Here is a 17,754-nt window from a genome sequence, read left to right on the forward strand (position 1 = left end):
TCGACCTGCTCAACGACAGCTATTTTAAAGGATAGAGGATAATCACGTTGGGTACGTTTGAACTCAGTCATCATCACGTTCTCCGGATTTAAGTCAGGAACGTGTCAACGCTATTCAGGACGGGTCAGAATAATAAAAAAAGCCTCCGGATGGAGGCTTTTTTTTGGCCTGATTGTCAGACCTGCGGCAGAGGACGCGGTTTCCCGTCGTTATCCACCGCGACATAGATAAACAGCGCTTCGGTCGCTTTATAACGCTGGCCGATAGGCTCAGAAGAGACCTTTTTCACCCACACCTCAATATTGATCGACACTGACGTATTTCCTCGCTTCACGCAACGCGCGTAGCAACACACCACATCACCGACCGCGACAGGGCGCAGAAACGTCATGCCATCGACCCGGACCGTCACCACGCGGCCCTGAGCAATCTCTTTGGCGAGGATCGCCCCACCCATATCCATCTGCGACATCAGCCAGCCGCCAAAAATATCGCCGTTCGCATTGGTGTCTGCGGGCATTGCAAGTGTGCGTAAAACCAGTTCGCCCTGCGGGGCGTTCGTTGTTGTCATTATGGACTCTACTCATTACGGAGGACTTCAGGCGGGATGCTACTATGATTTACAGCCGGAGAGAACAGAAGAAAACGCCAGGCTTATTAAGCCTGGCGGGGGAAATTACTGCTTGTCGTCCTGCGGCATGTGGCGGTAGATGTAGATCCCGCTCAGCAGGGTGAAAATCAGCGTTAAGGCGGTGAGGCCAAACACTTTGAAGTTGACCCAGATATTCTGCGGCAGCCAGAAGGCGATATAAATATTCGCCAGGCCACAGAGAATAAAGAACACCGCCCAGGCAACATTCAGGCGCGACCAGACGCTCTGCGGCAGGGCCAGCTCTTTACCCAGCATGCGCTGAATAAGCGGCTTTTTCATTACCCACTGGCTGAACAGCAGGGCACCGGCAAACAGCACGTAGATGACGGTCACTTTCCACTTGATGAACTCATCGTTGTGGAAAAAGACGGTCAGGCCACCGAAAAACGCCACCAGCACGAAGGTGATCAAGGCCATTTTTTCGACCTTACGGTAGCGCACCCAGCTGTAGATCAGCACCACCGCGGTAGCGACGATCAGGGCGGTGGTGGCCGCGTAGATGTCATACAGTTTGTAGAAGGCAAAAAAGACAACCAGGGGTAAAAAATCAAGAAACTGCTTCATTCTTCGATTCCATCATCTGCGACGACCCGGGCGTGGTGCCGGACCATCAGAAAAATTACTGGCGAATTAACGTATACAGGCGGAACAAATAGACCAGCAAGACCGCTGAGATCAGGTTGCTTACCGTATTCGCCACCACGGCACCGACGTTCGGCGTCAGTATGGCCAGGTTCGGGGCAAACAGCAGCAGCAGGGTTTTCGCCAGCAGCCAGCTCATCACCGCCGGGGCAACCAGACGCATATTAGACCATGCCAGCCGGATGCTGCTACGCATGGCGACAAAAATGCCCATTCTGTCCTGCACCACCATAATCGGCGCGAAGGCGAGCACAATCGCTAACAGCACGCCCGGCACCACGACCAGCATAATCCCTAATTGCACCAGCATGGTGGTTAAAAAGATCAGGATAAACAGTTTCGGCAGCAGTGGCGCGCTGGCGCCAATCGCCCTCAGCGCGCTGACACGTTGCCCGGCCGAGACCAGTTGGATCATTAACAGTACGCCACCCGCCAGAATGGCATTGCCAATCAATCCGGAAAAGGTGGTCGCCGCAGAGGCACGTAACAGGATCTGCTGCTGCTCCGGAGACATATTTTGCACCATCTCAAACAGCCCGACGCTGCTGGTGACGTGATCGCCATCACTCAGGCTGGCTATCTGCTCCTCACTCGGCGAAAAGGCATGACCAAGTACCACCGTGATTAATGCGCACAACAAGGCGATCAGTAAAAAAGTAACGAACTGATTGCGGAAGAAATTCCCCGTGTCACGGTAGACAGACTTCGCCGTGATAGACATGCACTCTCCTTGAGTATTGCAGATGTTAATTAGCGGGCAATTGTACCCTGGATAACTGCCTGGTGGCAGTATCAAGCCTTGTATGGAAAAGCATATCTTTGTAAAGCGCCCGTAATGCATCGCTGTAATTTTGCGCGGTGGTTATGCCGCTGCGCAGGGTTTGCCCGAAACGGCAAAATTGATCCAGATAGCCACTACCAATTTTTGCGTAGGGTTAAAAAAATTAATTTAGATCAATGAATGTTAAATTGCTGAATCTAGTGTGATCTCTGTTGGATCACTTATTAATCATTTGTGGGTATATTCCGTTCCTCAATAAAACCATAACGAGGGAATGGATATGAAAAAAGCAGTGGTTGCAGCATTGGTTCTGAGCACGTTTTCCGGTGGCGCCGTGGCCCACGAAGCAGGCGAGTTCTTTTTCCGCCTGGGAACCGCCACGGTTCGTCCCACGGAAGGTTCGGACAATGTGCTGGGGTTGGGCGGGTTTAACGTCAGTAACAATACCCAGGCCGGGATGACCTTTACCTGGATGGCCACCGACAACGTCGGCGTTGAACTGCTGGCGGCCACGCCGTTTCGTCACAAGGTAGGGACGGGTCCGACCGGGGATATCGCCACGGTTCATCATTTGCCGCCTACCCTGATGGCCCAGTGGTATTTCGGCGACGCCGGTAGCAAGCTTCGCCCTTATGTGGGTGCCGGGGTCAACTACACCACCTTCTTTGATGAGAAGTTTAACGACACCGGTAAAGAGGCGGGCCTTTCTGACCTGAGCCTGAAAGATTCCTGGGGCGCGGCGGGGCAGGTGGGGCTGGATTACCTCATCAACCGTGACTGGCTGATTAACATGTCGGTCTGGTATATGGATATCGACACCGAGGTGCGTTTTAAGGCGGGGGATCAACAGCAAAATATCAGCACTCGCCTGGATCCGTGGGTGTTTATGTTCTCGGCGGGCTATCGCTTCTGAAAGGAAAAAGGCCCCGAGGGGCCTTCTTTACTATTTACGACCCAGTAACAGGCCGAGGACAATACCCACCGCACCTGCGGCAATAAGGCCGGTCAGCGGGTTATTTTTAACGGCATCGGTCACATCAGTCACCACGTCGCTTGCCTGTGCAGCATATTTGCGCCCGGCACCCTTCAACTGATGTTTAGGCGAATCAACGGCCTCGCCAAACTGCTGCTGGGCAGCACCGGCGAATTCATCCAGTTTGTTCTTCGCTTTTTCACCTGCGTATTGTGCATCATTATCAAGATTTTGGTCTGACATAACGTTCTCCTTTTGTAGTCAATGTAAAGCATAGACCCAATAGAGATATCCTGAAGAAAATGGGATTAATACCTGGCGCTACGCTGTCATTATTTCTGGATGAGATAGCGGATAGTCGGTCCATCCTGCTGAATATCCAGCACCGTATAACCGTGGTTTTTGGCATCCAGCGGAATATTGTTGATGGATTGCGGACAGTCGCTGACCACCTCAAGGATCTCCCCTTTCTTCAGCTGCGGCATCGCTTCAAGGGTAGCCACGGCAGGGTAAGGACAAGGTTCGCCCACCATATCGAGGCGATAGTCGGGAACAATCTCTTTCATACGGCTTCCTCACGAATTTCAGTTTTCACGGCAGCGCGACGGAAGAAGCGTTTCTCCTGCGCCAGCACCAGTAAAAAGGCGATCAACAGCAAAAGGTAGGTCACCAGCAACCCACCCAGTGGACCAAAGGTGTTGAGAAGATTGACCTTGTCCCAGTTGGTCGCCAGCGCCGGTGCGAAATCATCCCAGTAAAAGGCCAGCAGGGTGGAGCCAATCACGTTACCCAGACCGACCCACCAGTAGTGGACCTGACCTTCCACCGCGCGGTACATCCAGCCCGTCTCGCACCCGCCGGCCAGCACAATCCCGAAGCCAAACAACAGCCCGCCAATAATGGCATTCGGGCCTGCCCACATGATCTTGGGTGCCACACCTAGCTGGACGTAACTGAAAATGCCGATAGCACTCACCGCCATCCCGGCGATGATCGCTTTGGCCATCATCGTGCGCCCGGTGATCCACATATCGCGAAAGGCCGAGGTAAAGCAGATCTGCGCCCGCTCAATCAGCAGGCCAAAGCCGACGCCGAACAGCATCGCCAGCCCCAGTTTGGGCTGATCCAGCGCGGTACAGAGCGCCCAGGCCAGCATGCCGAATAAGACCAGCATCCCCAGACGAAAGCGGCGGCGCGCCTGATCCGGCTTCTGCGTCAGCGGTGAGGCAGCGTTCACCTTTTGCATTTTGATCGGAATACGGAACAGGGGCAGCAGCGTAAAGCGAGCGCCAAAGTACGAGCCTACGGCGGTGGCCAGGGCAAAGAACCAGGCGTGCAGGGAGAACTGGGGGATCCCGGTAAAGAAGGCGGCCAGGTTGCAGCCCATCGCCAGACGTGCGCCAAACCCGGCGATAATGCCGCCGACCACTGCCTGGGCGATGCGGATCCGGCTGTGCGGCATACGCAGTTTGACGTTGTTGGCCCACAGCGCGGCAGCAAAACAGCCGCCGAACATACCAATGATCATCATGCCGTCGATACGGGTGAGCGGGGTACCTTCAAGGTGGATCAGTTTGAAGTAGCCCCACTCTTCGGTGTGAACGCCCGCCAGCTGCAGCAGCTGACCGCCCCAGCGGGTGAATTCGCCGGTGACGGCCCAGAAGGTGCCGGTGATGCCGAAGTAGTAGGTGGAGAGGATCCCTGCAGCAATAACGGCAGGAACGGGGGACCAGAACTTAATTAAATAAGCCTGTTTAAAGTGTTGCCACGACATAGATAAACCTCTGAACTCAGAAGGATTAAGGAGGAAGCCTTAAAAGACGAGGGGATAATACGCCGGGAAACGGGTTTGAAAAGCGTTAAATGCGCTAAAGCTCGAAGGGATCAATTTATAGGGAAAGCCGTCTGGCAAAACCAGACGGCGATTTCATTACTGCGGACGGGTTGCCGCTTTCATGGCACTGGCAAACGTTTTCAGCTCGCTCAGCATCTGCTCAGGCTTATCGACGTTGTTCTCGATAATTTTCACGATTGCAGAGCCAGAGATCGCCCCGGCAGCACCGGCTCCCAGCGCCGCAGAGACCTGTTCCGGCGCGGAGATACCAAAGCCCTGCAGCGGCGGAGCGGCATGGTACTCTGCCAGTTTCTCTACCAGATGATGCAGCGGCAGCGCAGCTTTGTTTTCCGCCCCCGTAACACCGGCACGCGACAGCAGGTAGGTATAGCCGCGACCATGAGAGGCAATCTGGCGCAGCAGTTCGTCGTCGGCGTTCGGCGGACAGATAAAGATCGGCGCGACGTTATAACGCATCGCCGCCTGGCGGAACGGCGCCGACTCCTCTACTGGTACATCGGCCACCAGCACTGAATCCACCCCCACGCGGGCGCACTCGGCGTAGAACGCGTCGATGCCGCGGTTAAACACCAGGTTGGCGTACATCAGCAGCCCGATGGGAATGGTCGGGTATTTCTGACGAATGGTGGCCAGCATTTCGAAGCACTGCGTCGGGGTCACGCCCGCGGCAAAGGCGCGCAGGGTAGCGGCCTGGATGGTCGGGCCGTCGGCCAGCGGGTCGGAGAAGGGAATGCCCAGCTCCAGCGCATCGGCGCCCGCTTCGATCAGGGTATCGATAATTTTCAGCGACTGCTCAGGAGAGGGATCCCCCAGGGTAACGAAGGGAACAAAGGCGCCTTCCTTGCGGGCTTTCAGCTCAGCAAACACGTTATCGTAACGTTCCATCAAATTTCCCCTCGTGCTTTCAGAATATTGTGAACGGTGAAGATGTCTTTATCGCCGCGACCGGAGAGGTTCACCACCAGCAGTTGCTCTTTCTCCGGGTTGTCTTTGATCATTTTCAGGGCATGAGCCAGGGCGTGAGAGGACTCCAGCGCCGGGATGATCCCCTCTTTACGGCACAGGGTTTTGAAGGCTTCCAGCGCTTCGTCATCAGTGATCGACACATATTCGGCGCGACCGATGCTGTTCAGATGTGCGTGCTGCGGCCCGACGGACGGGAAGTCCAGCCCGGCAGAGATGGAGTACGACTCCTCAATCTGCCCTTCGTCGGTCTGCATCATCGGCGCCTTCATGCCGAAGTAGATGCCGACGCGGCCATGCTTCAGCGGTGCACCGTGTTCACCGGTTTCAATCCCATGACCGGCAGGTTCCACACCAATCAGCCCCACGTTAGCGTCGTCGATGAAGTCAGCAAACATGCCGATGGCGTTAGAGCCGCCACCTACGCAGGCGATCACCGCATCCGGCAGACGTCCCTCTTTTTCGAGGATCTGCGCTTTGGTCTCTTCGCCGATCATGCGCTGGAATTCACGCACGATAGTCGGGAACGGGTGCGGGCCTGCGGCGGTACCCAACATATAGTGGGCATTTTCATAGTTACCGGACCAGTCGCGCAGGGCCTCGTTACAGGCATCTTTCAGGGTGGCCGAGCCGCTGTGCACCGGGATCACTTCCGCGCCCATCAGACGCATACGGAACACGTTCGGGGACTGACGCTCAACGTCTTTTGCCCCCATGTAGATGCGGCATTTCAGGCCGAGCAGGGCGCTGGCCAGCGCCGACGCCACGCCGTGCTGACCGGCACCGGTTTCGGCGATGATTTCGGTTTTACCCATCCGTTTTGCCAGCAGGGCCTGACCCAGTACCTGGTTGGTTTTATGCGCGCCGCCGTGGAGCAGATCTTCACGCTTCAGATAGAGCGTGGTGTTGGTGCCCTCGGTCAGGTTGCGACATTTGGTCAGGGCCGTCGGACGCCCGGCGTAGTTTTTCAGCAGGTCGGTAAACTCAGCCTGGAAGAGCGGATCTTTTTGCGCGCTCACGAACGCCTCTTCCAGCTGGCGCAGGGCGGGCATCAGGATCTGCGGCACATACATGCCGCCGAATTCGCCAAAGTAAGGGTTTAATAATGTGGTCATCTTCTCTTCCTTAATATGCACGCAGCGTTTTGAACACCGAAGCCAGCTTGCTGGCATCTTTGATGCCCGGCTGCGACTCAACGCCTGAATTGAAATCGAGACCTGCGCAGCCCGCTTTAGCGGCTTCAACGCAGTTATCCGGGCCTAAACCCCCGGCGAGCAGGACGTTGTCCAGCTTCTCACCATTGAGCAGCGACCAGTCAAAACGCTGCCCGGTTCCGCCCTGGCCGTTATCCAGAACATATTTATCGACATGGTGCAGCGTGCGCGGCGGCAGGGTACCGGTCACGCTCAGCGCTTTCCAGATTTGCACCTGCGGGTTCAGCGCGGCGCGCAGGGCATCGATATAGGCCTGATCTTCACTGCCGTGCAGCTGAACGGCGGCGAGAGAAAGCGCCTCTGCCGTGGCCGCCACCTTTTCAAGAGTGGCATTGCGGAACACGCCCACGTACTGCAGTGGGGCGGCGGCAATCACTTCGCGCGCCTGGGTTTCGCTAACGTTGCGCGGGGAGGACTCAACAAAAATCAGCCCGCCGTAAATCGCGCCCGCTTCATGGGCCGCGGCGGCATCCTGAGGACGCGTCAGGCCACACACTTTGTTCTCACCCAGCAGAACGCGACGCACCGCCGCGCTGAGATCGGCCTGCTCCATCATGGCAGAGCCAATCAGGAAGCCGTTGGCGAAGTGGCTCAACTCGCGAACCTGAGCATAACTGTTGATGCCGGACTCGCTGATCACCGTCACGCCTGCGCCCAGACGCGGCGCCAGTTGACGGGTGCGGTTGAGGTCGATGGAGAGATCGCGCAGGTCGCGGTTATTAATACCGACCACTTTCGCCTCCAGGGCGATGGCGCGCTCCAGCTCCTCTTCGTTGCTCACTTCGGTCAGCACGCCCATGTTCAGGCTGTGGGCCACCGCGGCGAGCTGGCGGTACTGCTCGTCGTCCAGCACCGAGAGCATCAGCAGGCAGGCGTCGGCCTGATAAAAGCGCGCCAGCCAGATTTGATACGGGTCGATAATAAAGTCTTTGCACAAAATCGGCTGCGGAGCGATCCCGCTGACGATCGGCAGAAAATCAAAGCTGCCCTGGAAGTACTTCTCATCGGTCAGCACCGAAATCGCCGAAGCGTGATGCCTATAAATGGCGGCGATCTGGGCCGGGTCGAAATCGTCGCGGATCACCCCTTTTGACGGGGAGGCTTTTTTGCACTCCAGGATAAACGCGGTGCGCGCGCCCCGCAGGGCATCATAAAAACGACGGCTGCTCGGTACCACCTCATTCTGGAAACTGGCGAGCGGCTGCTGCTCTTTACGCGCTTCAACCCAGATGGCCTTATCGGCAACGATTTTCGCTAATACGGTCTGCATTGTTTACCCTCTTGCCGCAAGTGCGGTCACTCGATCGTAGGCTGCGCCAGAGCGCAACACGTCCATCACTTTTTGCGCGTTTTTATGGAGATCTTCTTCGCCGTGCAGACGCATCAGCATGGCGACGTTAGCGGCCACAGCGGCCTCATGCGCAGGCTCACCTTTACCTTGTAACAGGCGCGTCAGAATGTCACGGTTTTCTTCCGGGGTGCCGCCTGCCAGCTGTTCCTGGTGATAGGGCGTCAAGCCAAAGTCTGCGGCTTCAAGCTGATAGCTTTTGATTTCACCGTTATCCAGCTCAGCCACCAGAGTCGGCGCATGCAGGGAGACTTCATCCATCCCGCCGCTGTGCACCACCGCCGCGCGCTGATATCCGAGCACGCGCAGGGTTTCGGCAATCGGCAGCACCAGCTCCGGGCTGTAGACGCCAATCAACGCTAACGGCGGATGGGCCGGGTTGATCAGCGGGCCCAGCACGTTAAACAGGGTGCGGGTTTTCAGCTGCTGGCGCACCGGCATCGCGTGACGGAATCCGGTGTGATACTTAGGCGCGAACAGGAAGCAGACGCCCAGCTCGTCCAGCGCATCGCGGGACTTCTCGGCATTCATGTCCAGATTGATGCCGAAGGCGGCCAGCAGATCCGATGAACCGGAACGGCTGGAGACACTGCGGTTCCCGTGTTTTGCCACCTTCATCCCGCAGGCCGCCGCCACAAAGGCACTGGCGGTAGAGATGTTAATACTGTTGCTGCCGTCGCCGCCGGTACCGACGATGTCCGCAAACAGGTAGTCCGGACGCGGGAACGGGGCGGCGTTTTCCAGCAGGGCGGTGGCGGCACCGGCGATCTCCTGCGGCTGCTCACCGCGCACTTTCATGCTCACCAGCGCGGCGGCCAGCTGCTCGGGCTTCAGCTCGCCGCGCACCACGGCGGAGAACAACTGGTGGCTCTCCTGCTGGCTCAGGGTCTGCGCCTGATAGAGTTTTTCCAGAATCGGCTGCAGGCTGTTGGTCTGCTCCAGCTTCTGCAGCGCCCAGTTGAGGGTCTGCTCCAGCAGGCGCGCGCCTTGCGAGGTCAGAATGGATTCCGGGTGGAACTGCATGCCGCAAACCCGGTCTGCATCGTGACGCACCGCCATTACCATCCCGTTGTAGTGGGCGTTGATGGTCAGGCCTGCCGGGATATTGCTCCCTACCAGCGAGTGATAGCGCGCCACCGGCAGCGGGTTCATCAGCCCGGCAAACATCGCCTGGCCGTCATGTTCAATGCTGGAGGCTTTGCCGTGCAGGATCTCACCGGCCTGACCGACGTAACCGCCGTAGGCTTCGACAATCGCCTGGTGGCCGAGACAGATGCCGATGATTGGCAACTTGCCGCGCATGCGGGTCAACAGCTCCGGCATACAGCCCGCTTCACTTGGCGCGCCCGGGCCCGGGGAGAGCATCAGCACCGGGTTCTGCATGGTGGCCAGACGGTCGATTAAGGTCTGGGCCGGGACATGGTTACGGTAAATCACCACGTTGTGACCGTTTGCACGCAGCTGATCCGCCAGGTTGTAGGTAAATGAGTCGATATTATCGAGCAGCAGAATGTCAGCCATCAGAAAATCTCCTGTGCGTGATGGGCAGTCGCAATTGCGCGCAGTACCGCGCGGGCCTTATTGCGGGTTTCGTCAGCTTCAGACTGCGGAACCGAGTCGAGCACAATGCCTGCGCCCGCCTGGACAGTAGCGATCCCTTCTTCAACGTAGGCAGAGCGGATCACGATGCAGGTATCCAGATCGCCATGTGCCGTGAAGTAACCCACCGCACCGCCGTAGCTGCCGCGACGCCGACCTTCGGCCTGGGCGATAAGCTGCATGGCGCGGACTTTCGGCGCGCCGCTCAGGGTGCCCATGTTCATGCAGGCCCGGTAGGCGTGCAGCACATCGAGATCCTGGCGCAGCTCACCCACCACGCGGGAGACCAGGTGCATCACGAAGGAGTAACGGTCAACTTTGGTTAAATCGGCCACGTAACGGCTGCCCGGGGTGCAGATGCGCGCCAGGTCGTTACGCGCCAGGTCCACCAGCATCAGGTGCTCGGACATCTCTTTCTGGTCGGTGCGCATCTCCAGCTCAATGCGGCTGTCGAGATCGCGATCCAGAGAACCGTCGGCGTGGCGGCCACGTGGGCGGGTGCCGGCAATCGGATAGATTTCAATCTGGCGGCTGGTGGCGTCGTACTTCAGGGAGCTCTCCGGCGAGGCGCCGAACAGCGTAAAATCGTTATCCTGCATAAAGAACATGTACGGGCTGGGGTTGCTCTTCTTCAGCACATCGTAGGCCGCCAGCGGGGACGGGCAGGGCAGGGAGAAGCGACGGGACGGCACTACCTGGAAAATCTCGCCCGCACGAATCGCTTTCTGCATCTGGCGAACAACGACGCCAAACTCATCGTCCGTCTGGCTGACGTCGCAACGCATCTGCTCCACGCGCTGCACCGGCAGCTCCGGTGGTGCTTCATTCATCTGCTCCTGCAACTGGGCGATGCGCTGCTCCAGTCGCTGTTTCTCCGCCAGTAATGGCGTAAACAGGCTGGCCTGAATGCGGGTGTATTTTTTCTGGTGGTCGATCACCAGTAAGGTTTCTGCCAGATAGAAGCAGTAGTCCGGGCAGCGGTTGCCCTGTTCAAGCTCCGGCAGCTCCTCAAATCCGGCGACCAGGTCATAGGCAAACAGCCCGCCGAAGAACATCGCTTCGCGCTCATGTTCCGGCACATTCACCAGGCCCTGCAGCAGACGGAAGGCATCAAACACCGACAGGGAGCAGAGGCGGGCATCTTCGTCCAGCAACTGGCTAACCGGCGGGAAGTGCAGGACCCGCATATCCGGGCGATGTTCATTCTCAATGCCTGCTGGCAGCACGCCATCCAACAAACAGAGCAGCGCCGCGCCGTTTTCGGAGAGCGCCTGCAGGGTGACGGTGTCGCCCAGAGCGGTGATACGCAGCGCGCTGTCGACCAGCAGCAGGCTTTTCAGATCGTCCTTACTGTCGATATCCGCAGACTCCAACAGCAGCGTGGCAGGGCGCGCGCCGCAGACCTGATGGAACAGAGCGGTAGGGTTATGGCGATACGCCGCCTCACGGGTCAGCAGTTCAAGGGTCGGTTTGGCTGTATGCATTTTGTTGTTCTCTTTATTCTGTTCATAAAAAAGCCCGCTCAGTGGCGGGCCAGGTATCTGTTTGCATGATGCAGACGTACGACACTGCCCGATATTCAGGAAGTGCGCCACCAGCCATGCAGAGTGAAATGTGCGGTCATTTTCAGATACCTCGTTGAGTGAACTTGCGTACTAGTTAACTAGTTCGATGGCGTAATGTCAACCCCCCGGTTTCAGAATTTCACCACATAACGTTATTATGGCGGCGCAGATATTGAAGATGAGTGACGGGAGCCGCTTTGAGCGACACGAATTACGCAGTGATTTACGATTTACACAGCCACACTCAGGCCTCTGACGGCCTGCTTACGCCCGAAGAACTCGTCCATCGCGCCCATGAGATGCGCGTCGGCACGCTGGCGATCACCGATCACGATACCACCGAGGCCATTGCGGCCGCGCGGGCGGAAATTGCCCGCAGTGAATTGCCGCTTACACTCATAGCAGGCGTGGAAATTTCCACCGTCTGGGAAAACCATGAGATCCATATCGTCGGGCTGAACATCGACATTGAGAACCCGACCCTGCGCGCGTTCCTGGACCAGCAGAAGGCGCGTCGCATTCTGCGGGCAGAACTGATCGCCGAGCGGCTGGATAAAGCCCACATCCCCGGCGCCTGGGAAGGGGCGCTGCGTCTGGCCAAAGGCGGCGCGGTAACCCGGGCACACTTTGCCCGTTTTCTGATTGAGGCCGGGAAGGCGAATAACATCGCGGATGTATTTAAAAAATACCTCGCACGGGGGAAAACCGGATACGTTCCTCCTCAGTGGTGTACAATAGAACAAGCTATTGATGTCATTCATCATTCTGGCGGAAAGGCGGTGCTTGCCCATCCCGGGCGGTATAACCTCTCTGCCAAATGGCTGAAACGTCTGCTGGCGTACTTTGCCGAACACGGCGGAGACGCGATGGAAGTCGCGCAGTGTCAGCAGGCGCCCAACGAGCGCAGTCAACTGGCTGAGTATGCCCGCCAGTACGGCCTCCTTGGCTCCCAGGGCTCTGATTTCCATCAGCCTTGCCCGTGGATCGAGCTGGGACGCAAGCTCTGGTTACCCGGTGGCGTCGAGCCAGTGTGGCAACTCTGGGAGCAGCCAACGCCAATTGAAGAGAGGGAAGTATGAGCCAATTTTTTTATATCCATCCTGACAATCCGCAGCCGCGTTTGATTAATCAGGCTGTGGAGATCGTGCGTAAAGGTGGCGTTATCGTCTACCCAACCGATTCGGGTTACGCGCTGGGCTGTAAGATTGAAGACAAAAATGCCATGGAGCGCATCTGTCGGATCCGTCACCTGCCGAACGGGCATAACTTCACCCTGATGTGCCGCGATCTGTCGGAGCTGTCGACCTACTCCTATGTGGATAACGTGGCGTTTCGGTTGATCAAAAATAACACCCCGGGCAACTACACCTTTATCCTCAAGGGGACAAAAGAGGTGCCGCGCCGCCTGCTGCAGGAAAAACGCAAAACTATCGGGATGCGTGTGCCATCGAACCCGATTGCCCAGGCGCTGCTCGAGACGTTGGGTGAGCCGATGCTCTCGACCTCGCTGATGCTGCCAGGCAGCGACTTTACCGAATCCGATCCGGATGAGATCAAAGACCGCCTGGAAAAACAGGTGGATTTGGTTATTCACGGCGGCTATCTCGGCCAGCAACCGACTACGGTCGTCGATTTAACCGAAGATGCCCCGGTAGTACTGCGTGAAGGGGTAGGGGACGTTAAACCTTTCCTGTAATGGTGTATCTGTTTTACGGATGCCTGGCCGATCCGTTGGGTTTGCTTCAGGTATCCATACCAGAACGCTGCTGCACAAAACTTGTTGAATCATTTAGTCTAAAATTCATGTACTATATGCGGCCATGAATCACTGGGTGAGACACATTGTCCGCCATTATGTGTGCTATGAAAGAGTTGCAGATCAGTGAGTTAAGGTCTTTTTGAGTTTAACTCATTGTTTTAGAAAGTATACCAGACGCCTGTGAAGGCGACACCTGAAGGAAGCTCAATGAGCGAAAAATTACAGAAAGTGCTGGCCCGCGCCGGCCACGGCTCACGTCGTGAAATCGAAACCATTATCGAAGCAGGTCGTGTCAGTGTGGACGGTAAAATCGCCACCCTGGGCGATCGTGTTGAAATCGTGCCAGGCCTGAAAATCCGTATCGATGGTCACCTGATCTCGGTAAAAGAGTCTGCCGAGCAAATTTGCCGCGTGCTGGCGTACTACAAACCAGAAGGCGAGCTCTGTACCCGTAACGATCCGGAAGGCCGTCCGACCGTGTTCGACCGCCTGCCAAAACTGCGCGGTGCGCGCTGGATTGCCGTAGGTCGTCTGGACGTCAATACCTGCGGTCTGCTGCTGTTCACCACCGATGGCGAACTGGCAAACCGTCTGATGCACCCAAGCCGTGAAGTGGAGCGTGAATACGCGGTTCGCGTGTTTGGCGAAGTAGACGAGAACAAGATCCGCGATCTGTCGCGCGGCGTGCAGCTTGAAGATGGCCCGGCCGCCTTCAAAACCATCAAATTTACCGGTGGTGAAGGCATTAACCAGTGGTACAACGTAACCCTGACCGAAGGCCGTAACCGCGAGGTGCGTCGCCTGTGGGAAGCCGTTGGTGTGCAGGTTAGCCGTCTGATCCGCGTACGCTACGGCGACATCCTGCTGCCGAAAGGGCTGCCGCGTGGCGGCTATACCGAGCTGGATTTAACCCAGACTAACTATCTGCGCGAACTGGTGTCGCTGACGCCGGAAACCACCTCGAAAGTGGCGGTAGAAAAAGATCGTCGTCGCATGAAGGCGAATCAGATTCGTCGGGCGGTCAAACGTCACAGCCAGGTCAGCAGCAATCGCCGCTCTGGCAGCCGTAACAACAACGGCTAAAAAACAAAACCCGGCATCGCCGGGTTTTTTGTTAATAGTCGATACCGATTTGCGCTTTAATGCCGGCATCAAAGGCATGCTTGACTGGGCGCAACTCGCTGACCGTATCCGCCATCTCCAGTATATCCCGATGACAACCACGCCCGGTGACAATCACCGTCTGGTGTGTCGGACGGTTGTTCAGTGCCTCCACCACATCCTGCAAAGGCAGATAGTCGTAAGCCACCATATAGGTGATCTCATCCAGCAGCACCATGTTGAGCGTTGGATCGGACAACATGCGCTTCGCCTGCTCCCAGACGGCCAGACAGGCCGCGGTGTCGGTGTCGCGGTTCTGGGTGTCCCAGGTAAACCCGGTCGCCATCACCTGAAACTCAACTCCGTGAGGCTCGAGCAGATTACGCTCGCCGTTCGGCCACTCTCCCTTGATGAACTGGATCACGCCTACCTTCTGCCCGTGACCCACGGCGCGGGTCGCGGTACCAAAGGCCGCGGTGGTTTTGCCTTTGCCGTTGCCGGTGAAGACGATAATAATTCCGCGCTCATCCTTAGCTGCGGCAACGCGGGCATCAACCTGTTCTTTCAGGCGCTGCTGGCGCTGCTGATGACGTTCATCACTCATTGCGATATTCCTGGTTTACGGCCGGGTTGGGCATCAAAGGTCATACCGGTTTTGCGGCGACTATCGTCGCCCATCAGCCACAGATAGAGCGGCATGATATCGGCAGGGGTTTTCAGTTTAAGCGGATCTTCGCTCGGGAACGCACTGGCGCGCATCCCTGTGCGGGTGCCGCCGGGGTTGATGCAGTTCACGCGCAGGTGGCGGCTCTGATACTCCTCCGCCAGCACCTGCATCATCCCTTCGGTAGCAAATTTCGAGGCCGCGTAGGCACCCCAGTTGGCGCGCCCCTGACGCCCGACGCTGGACGAGGTGAACACCAGCGAGCCGGAATCGGACTGCAGTAATAAAGGAAGGAGTGCCTGGGTAAGGAAAAAGGTGCCGTTGACATTCACCTGCATCACCTGCTGCCAGATCTCCGGGGTCTGCTGATCCATCGGGCGCACTTCACCGAGGAAACCCGCATTATGCAATACCCCGTCCAGACGCGGATAATCTGCGGCAATACGCCGGGCAAGCTGCTGGCACTCTTCTGGGGTGCAGGTTAACAGGTCGAGCGTATATTGGTGCGTCGGTGCGCCGCCCTCGCTGGCGATCGCTTGCGCAACGTCGCGCAGTTTATCTTCATTGCGCCCCAACAGAATGACGTGTGCGCCATGGCGGGCGTAAGTCAGCGCCGCCTCACGGCCAATACCATCGCTGGCGCCGGTGACCAGGATGATACGGTTTTGCAGTAGATCTTTTTTAGGTTGATAGTGCAAAGTCACTCCTCTGGCGCGCGTTGGCGCGGCCCATGCTGTGCGATCTCTTTTCGGCTTTATGCCCGAAAGTGAGCAGGATATCAATCAGTCATCCGGAGAGTTCACTGTAAAATTAACAATTTGCAAACATTTTTCCGTGAAATGCCAATTCCTGAAGACGCCTCGCAAGGGTATCTTCAGGTGCGAGACGCCTGGCGAAGGCTGTTGTACACTGGGTGTGAAAACAAGTGGTTAAACCAAGGTGGACGCGTGGAATTACTTTCTGAATACGGTTTATTTCTGGCCAAAATAGCAACGGTAGTGATTGCCATTGCCGTGGTCGCAGTTCTGATTGTCAACCTGACGCAGCGTAAACGTCAGCGCGGTGAGTTGCGGATCACCCGGTTAAGCGAGCAGTACACGGAGATGAAGGAAGAGATGTCGGTGGCGCTGCTTGACCCGCATCAACAAAAGCTGTGGCACAAAGCGCAGAAGAAAAAGCACAAGCTTGACGCGAAAGCGGCAAAGCAGAAAGCAAAGCAGGAGCACCGCGCCGAGGTGCCAAAACCGCGGGTCTATGTGCTGGATTTCAAAGGCAGCATGGATGCGCATGAGGTCTCATCCCTGCGCGAAGAGATCACCGCCGTGCTGGCAGTGGCCAGAGCTGAAGACCAGGTTGTCCTGCGTCTTGAAAGCCCGGGTGGGGTAGTGCACGGCTACGGGCTGGCCTCCTCGCAGCTGCAACGCCTGCGTGACAGGCAGATCCCACTGACGGTGGCGGTAGATAAAGTTGCCGCCAGCGGTGGCTACATGATGGCCTGCGTGGCCGACAAAATCGTCGCTGCGCCTTTCTCTATTATTGGTTCGATTGGCGTGGTGGCGCAGATCCCCAACTTCAATCGTTTCCTGAAAAACAAAGATATTGACGTTGAGTTGCACACGGCGGGTCAGTACAAGCGCACCCTGACTCTGCTCGGTGAAAACACCGAGGAAGGGCGACAGAAGTTCCGTGAGGATCTTAACGACACGCACCTGCTGTTTAAAAGCTTTGTGAAGCAGATGCGTCCAACGCTTGATATTGAGCAGGTGGCGACCGGTGAGCACTGGTACGGCACCCAGGCGCTGGAGAAGGGGCTGGTGGACCAGGTGGGGACCAGCGACGATCTGCTGCTGGGGCTGATGGAGGGCCGCGAGCTGGTAGGCGTGCGCTATATGCGACGGAAAAAGCTGATGGACCGTTTTACCAATAGCGCCGCAGAGAGTGCGGATCGTCTCCTGCTACGTTGGCTGCAGCGTGGACAAAAACCCCTGCTGTAAACAAAAACGCGAGGCCAGTGCCTCGCGTTTTGCTTCAATCGACCAGGTGGTACTTTTCCGATAGCGCATGGGCCAGGTATTTAAACATGTTAAATACCGCCGTGCTGCGTGGGGTAGGTAGCCCCTGCTCATCGAGATAGTATTCGCCGCTGAACACCAGCACGCCATTACGCTGTTCCACACCCGTGGCTTCGATCCCTGCCATGGTGTCTTCATGTTCACGAATGAGTTTATTTGCTTCGGCAAGCAAGGTTGCACGGTCAATTGGTTGGGTAGTTTGCTGCATTATCCACTCCTTAAACAGTGTTATTAGTCTACGCCGCTGCGGTCCCGGGAGCAAATTTTCCCCGTTTTGAGGCTTGTCAGGCAAGATGGGCAGCGCTGGCGTGATTTGCTTTTGCATGCTAATAAAGTTGCGTAACGGATTTTATCAGGTAGAGTGTGCGCTTTCGTCATTCTGGCAATAGATTTGCTTGACATTCGACCTAAATCTCGTCGTGCAGTCACACCGGAGCGAGAAAAAGCCCGTAATCTCAACCACCTGGCTGAGGTCGTTTTTTGCGACTGGTCCGAATGGGGGTTGATATCCACTGATGGCGTCGTTATATAGATGACTCGTCGCCAGTGGAAGGTGAACTCACGCG

General features: G+C 56.9%; 20 protein-coding genes, 1 pseudogene and 1 other annotated feature. Of the genes and pseudogenes, 5 read left to right on the top strand and 16 right to left on the bottom strand.

Annotation, left to right across the window (positions count from 1 at the left end; genetic code table 11):
- Nucleotides 1–175: 175 nt before the first annotated feature.
- The 4 genes and pseudogenes from yciA to M8318_RS05990 all read right to left on the bottom strand — a co-directional run.
- Nucleotides 176–571, bottom strand: coding sequence for an acyl-CoA thioester hydrolase YciA (gene yciA, locus M8318_RS05975; protein WP_106993174.1), 396 nt, complete (start codon nt 569–571; stop codon nt 176–178).
- Between the two features lie 105 nt (nt 572–676).
- Nucleotides 677–1,216: a septation protein A gene (locus tag M8318_RS05980; RefSeq protein ID WP_106993173.1), complete on the bottom strand. Its 540-nt coding sequence runs from the start codon at nt 1,214–1,216 to the stop codon at nt 677–679.
- Nucleotides 1,217–1,271: 55 nt separating this feature from the next.
- On the bottom strand, nt 1,272–2,015 hold the full coding sequence (locus M8318_RS05985; protein ID WP_262661393.1) for a YciC family protein: 744 nt from the start codon (nt 2,013–2,015) through the stop codon (nt 1,272–1,274).
- Nucleotides 2,016–2,040: 25 nt separating this feature from the next.
- Nucleotides 2,041–2,130 (bottom strand): annotated as a pseudogene (locus tag M8318_RS05990) (YkgJ family cysteine cluster protein); the annotation flags it as partial.
- Nucleotides 2,131–2,355: 225 nt separating this feature from the next.
- Here M8318_RS05990 and ompW point away from each other — a divergent pair.
- On the top strand, nt 2,356–2,988 hold the full coding sequence (gene ompW / locus M8318_RS05995) for an outer membrane protein OmpW (RefSeq protein WP_262661395.1): 633 nt from the start codon (nt 2,356–2,358) through the stop codon (nt 2,986–2,988).
- A 30-nt stretch (nt 2,989–3,018) separates the two neighbouring features.
- Here ompW and M8318_RS06000 read toward each other — a convergent pair whose 3' ends face one another.
- The 9 genes from M8318_RS06000 to trpL all read right to left on the bottom strand — a co-directional run bounded on the left by M8318_RS06000 (nt 3,019) and on the right by trpL (nt 11,651).
- A complete protein-coding gene (locus M8318_RS06000; RefSeq protein ID WP_103179906.1) occupies nt 3,019–3,291 on the bottom strand; it encodes a DUF883 family protein in 273 nt (90 codons plus the stop codon).
- Nucleotides 3,292–3,380: 89 nt separating this feature from the next.
- Complete coding sequence (gene yedF, locus M8318_RS06005) at nt 3,381–3,614, bottom strand: sulfurtransferase-like selenium metabolism protein YedF (protein ID WP_039030671.1); 234 nt, start codon at nt 3,612–3,614, stop codon at nt 3,381–3,383.
- On the bottom strand, nt 3,611–4,822 hold the full coding sequence (yedE, locus tag M8318_RS06010) for a selenium metabolism membrane protein YedE/FdhT (RefSeq protein WP_262661399.1): 1,212 nt from the start codon (nt 4,820–4,822) through the stop codon (nt 3,611–3,613). Before yedE ends, yedF begins: the two co-directional genes overlap by 4 nt.
- Nucleotides 4,823–4,978: 156 nt before the next feature.
- On the bottom strand, nt 4,979–5,788 hold the full coding sequence (gene trpA / locus M8318_RS06015) for a tryptophan synthase subunit alpha (RefSeq protein WP_262661400.1): 810 nt from the start codon (nt 5,786–5,788) through the stop codon (nt 4,979–4,981).
- Complete coding sequence (gene trpB / locus M8318_RS06020; RefSeq protein WP_262661402.1) at nt 5,788–6,981, bottom strand: tryptophan synthase subunit beta; 1,194 nt, start codon at nt 6,979–6,981, stop codon at nt 5,788–5,790. Before trpB ends, trpA begins: the two co-directional genes overlap by 1 nt.
- A 10-nt stretch (nt 6,982–6,991) precedes the next feature.
- A complete protein-coding gene (gene trpCF, locus M8318_RS06025) occupies nt 6,992–8,350 on the bottom strand; it encodes a bifunctional indole-3-glycerol-phosphate synthase TrpC/phosphoribosylanthranilate isomerase TrpF (RefSeq protein WP_262661404.1) in 1,359 nt (452 codons plus the stop codon).
- 3 nt (nt 8,351–8,353) lie between these two features.
- Nucleotides 8,354–9,949, bottom strand: coding sequence for a bifunctional anthranilate synthase glutamate amidotransferase component TrpG/anthranilate phosphoribosyltransferase TrpD (gene trpD / locus M8318_RS06030; RefSeq protein ID WP_166182696.1), 1,596 nt, complete (start codon nt 9,947–9,949; stop codon nt 8,354–8,356).
- Nucleotides 9,949–11,511 (bottom strand): anthranilate synthase component 1, encoded by a 1,563-nt coding sequence (locus M8318_RS06035; protein WP_262661406.1) that lies wholly within the window; start codon nt 11,509–11,511, stop codon nt 9,949–9,951. Before M8318_RS06035 ends, trpD begins: the two co-directional genes overlap by 1 nt.
- 24 nt (nt 11,512–11,535) lie before the next feature.
- Nucleotides 11,536–11,630 (bottom strand) — a sequence feature (Trp leader region).
- Complete coding sequence (gene trpL, locus M8318_RS22720) at nt 11,607–11,651, bottom strand: trp operon leader peptide (RefSeq protein ID WP_106993556.1); 45 nt, start codon at nt 11,649–11,651, stop codon at nt 11,607–11,609. It overlaps the preceding feature by 24 nt.
- A gap of 138 nt (nt 11,652–11,789) precedes the next feature.
- Between trpL and rnm the strand changes: the two genes are divergently transcribed.
- The 3 genes from rnm to rluB all read left to right on the top strand — a co-directional run bounded on the left by rnm (nt 11,790) and on the right by rluB (nt 14,434).
- Nucleotides 11,790–12,671, top strand: coding sequence for an RNase RNM (rnm, locus tag M8318_RS06040; RefSeq protein ID WP_262661407.1), 882 nt, complete (start codon nt 11,790–11,792; stop codon nt 12,669–12,671).
- Nucleotides 12,668–13,288 carry an L-threonylcarbamoyladenylate synthase gene (locus M8318_RS06045; RefSeq protein WP_262661408.1) on the top strand — a complete coding sequence of 207 codons (621 nt, stop codon included), beginning with the start codon at nt 12,668–12,670 and terminating at the stop codon, nt 13,286–13,288. The genes rnm and M8318_RS06045 overlap by 4 nt, the downstream gene beginning before the upstream one ends.
- A 270-nt stretch (nt 13,289–13,558) precedes the next feature.
- Complete coding sequence (rluB, locus tag M8318_RS06050; protein ID WP_166182685.1) at nt 13,559–14,434, top strand: 23S rRNA pseudouridine(2605) synthase RluB; 876 nt, start codon at nt 13,559–13,561, stop codon at nt 14,432–14,434.
- Between the two features lie 31 nt (nt 14,435–14,465).
- On the opposite strand, the gene cobO is transcribed toward rluB, so the two are convergent.
- Nucleotides 14,466–15,056 (bottom strand): cob(I)yrinic acid a,c-diamide adenosyltransferase, encoded by a 591-nt coding sequence (gene cobO / locus M8318_RS06055; RefSeq protein WP_262661410.1) that lies wholly within the window; start codon nt 15,054–15,056, stop codon nt 14,466–14,468.
- On the bottom strand, nt 15,053–15,814 hold the full coding sequence (locus M8318_RS06060) for a YciK family oxidoreductase (protein ID WP_106993156.1): 762 nt from the start codon (nt 15,812–15,814) through the stop codon (nt 15,053–15,055). Before M8318_RS06060 ends, cobO begins: the two co-directional genes overlap by 4 nt.
- Nucleotides 15,815–16,063: 249 nt before the next feature.
- On the opposite strand from M8318_RS06060, the gene sohB reads away from it, so the two are divergent.
- On the top strand, nt 16,064–17,110 hold the full coding sequence (sohB, locus tag M8318_RS06065; protein ID WP_262661413.1) for a protease SohB: 1,047 nt from the start codon (nt 16,064–16,066) through the stop codon (nt 17,108–17,110).
- Between the two features lie 34 nt (nt 17,111–17,144).
- Here the strand turns inward: sohB and M8318_RS06070 are convergent, their stop codons facing one another.
- Nucleotides 17,145–17,396 carry a YciN family protein gene (locus tag M8318_RS06070; RefSeq protein ID WP_262661414.1) on the bottom strand — a complete coding sequence of 84 codons (252 nt, stop codon included), beginning with the start codon at nt 17,394–17,396 and terminating at the stop codon, nt 17,145–17,147.
- Nucleotides 17,397–17,754: the final 358 nt, after the last annotated feature.

It is taken from the genome of Leclercia tamurae, assembly GCF_025566055.1.
Lineage (GTDB): Bacteria > Pseudomonadota > Gammaproteobacteria > Enterobacterales > Enterobacteriaceae > Enterobacter > Enterobacter tamurae.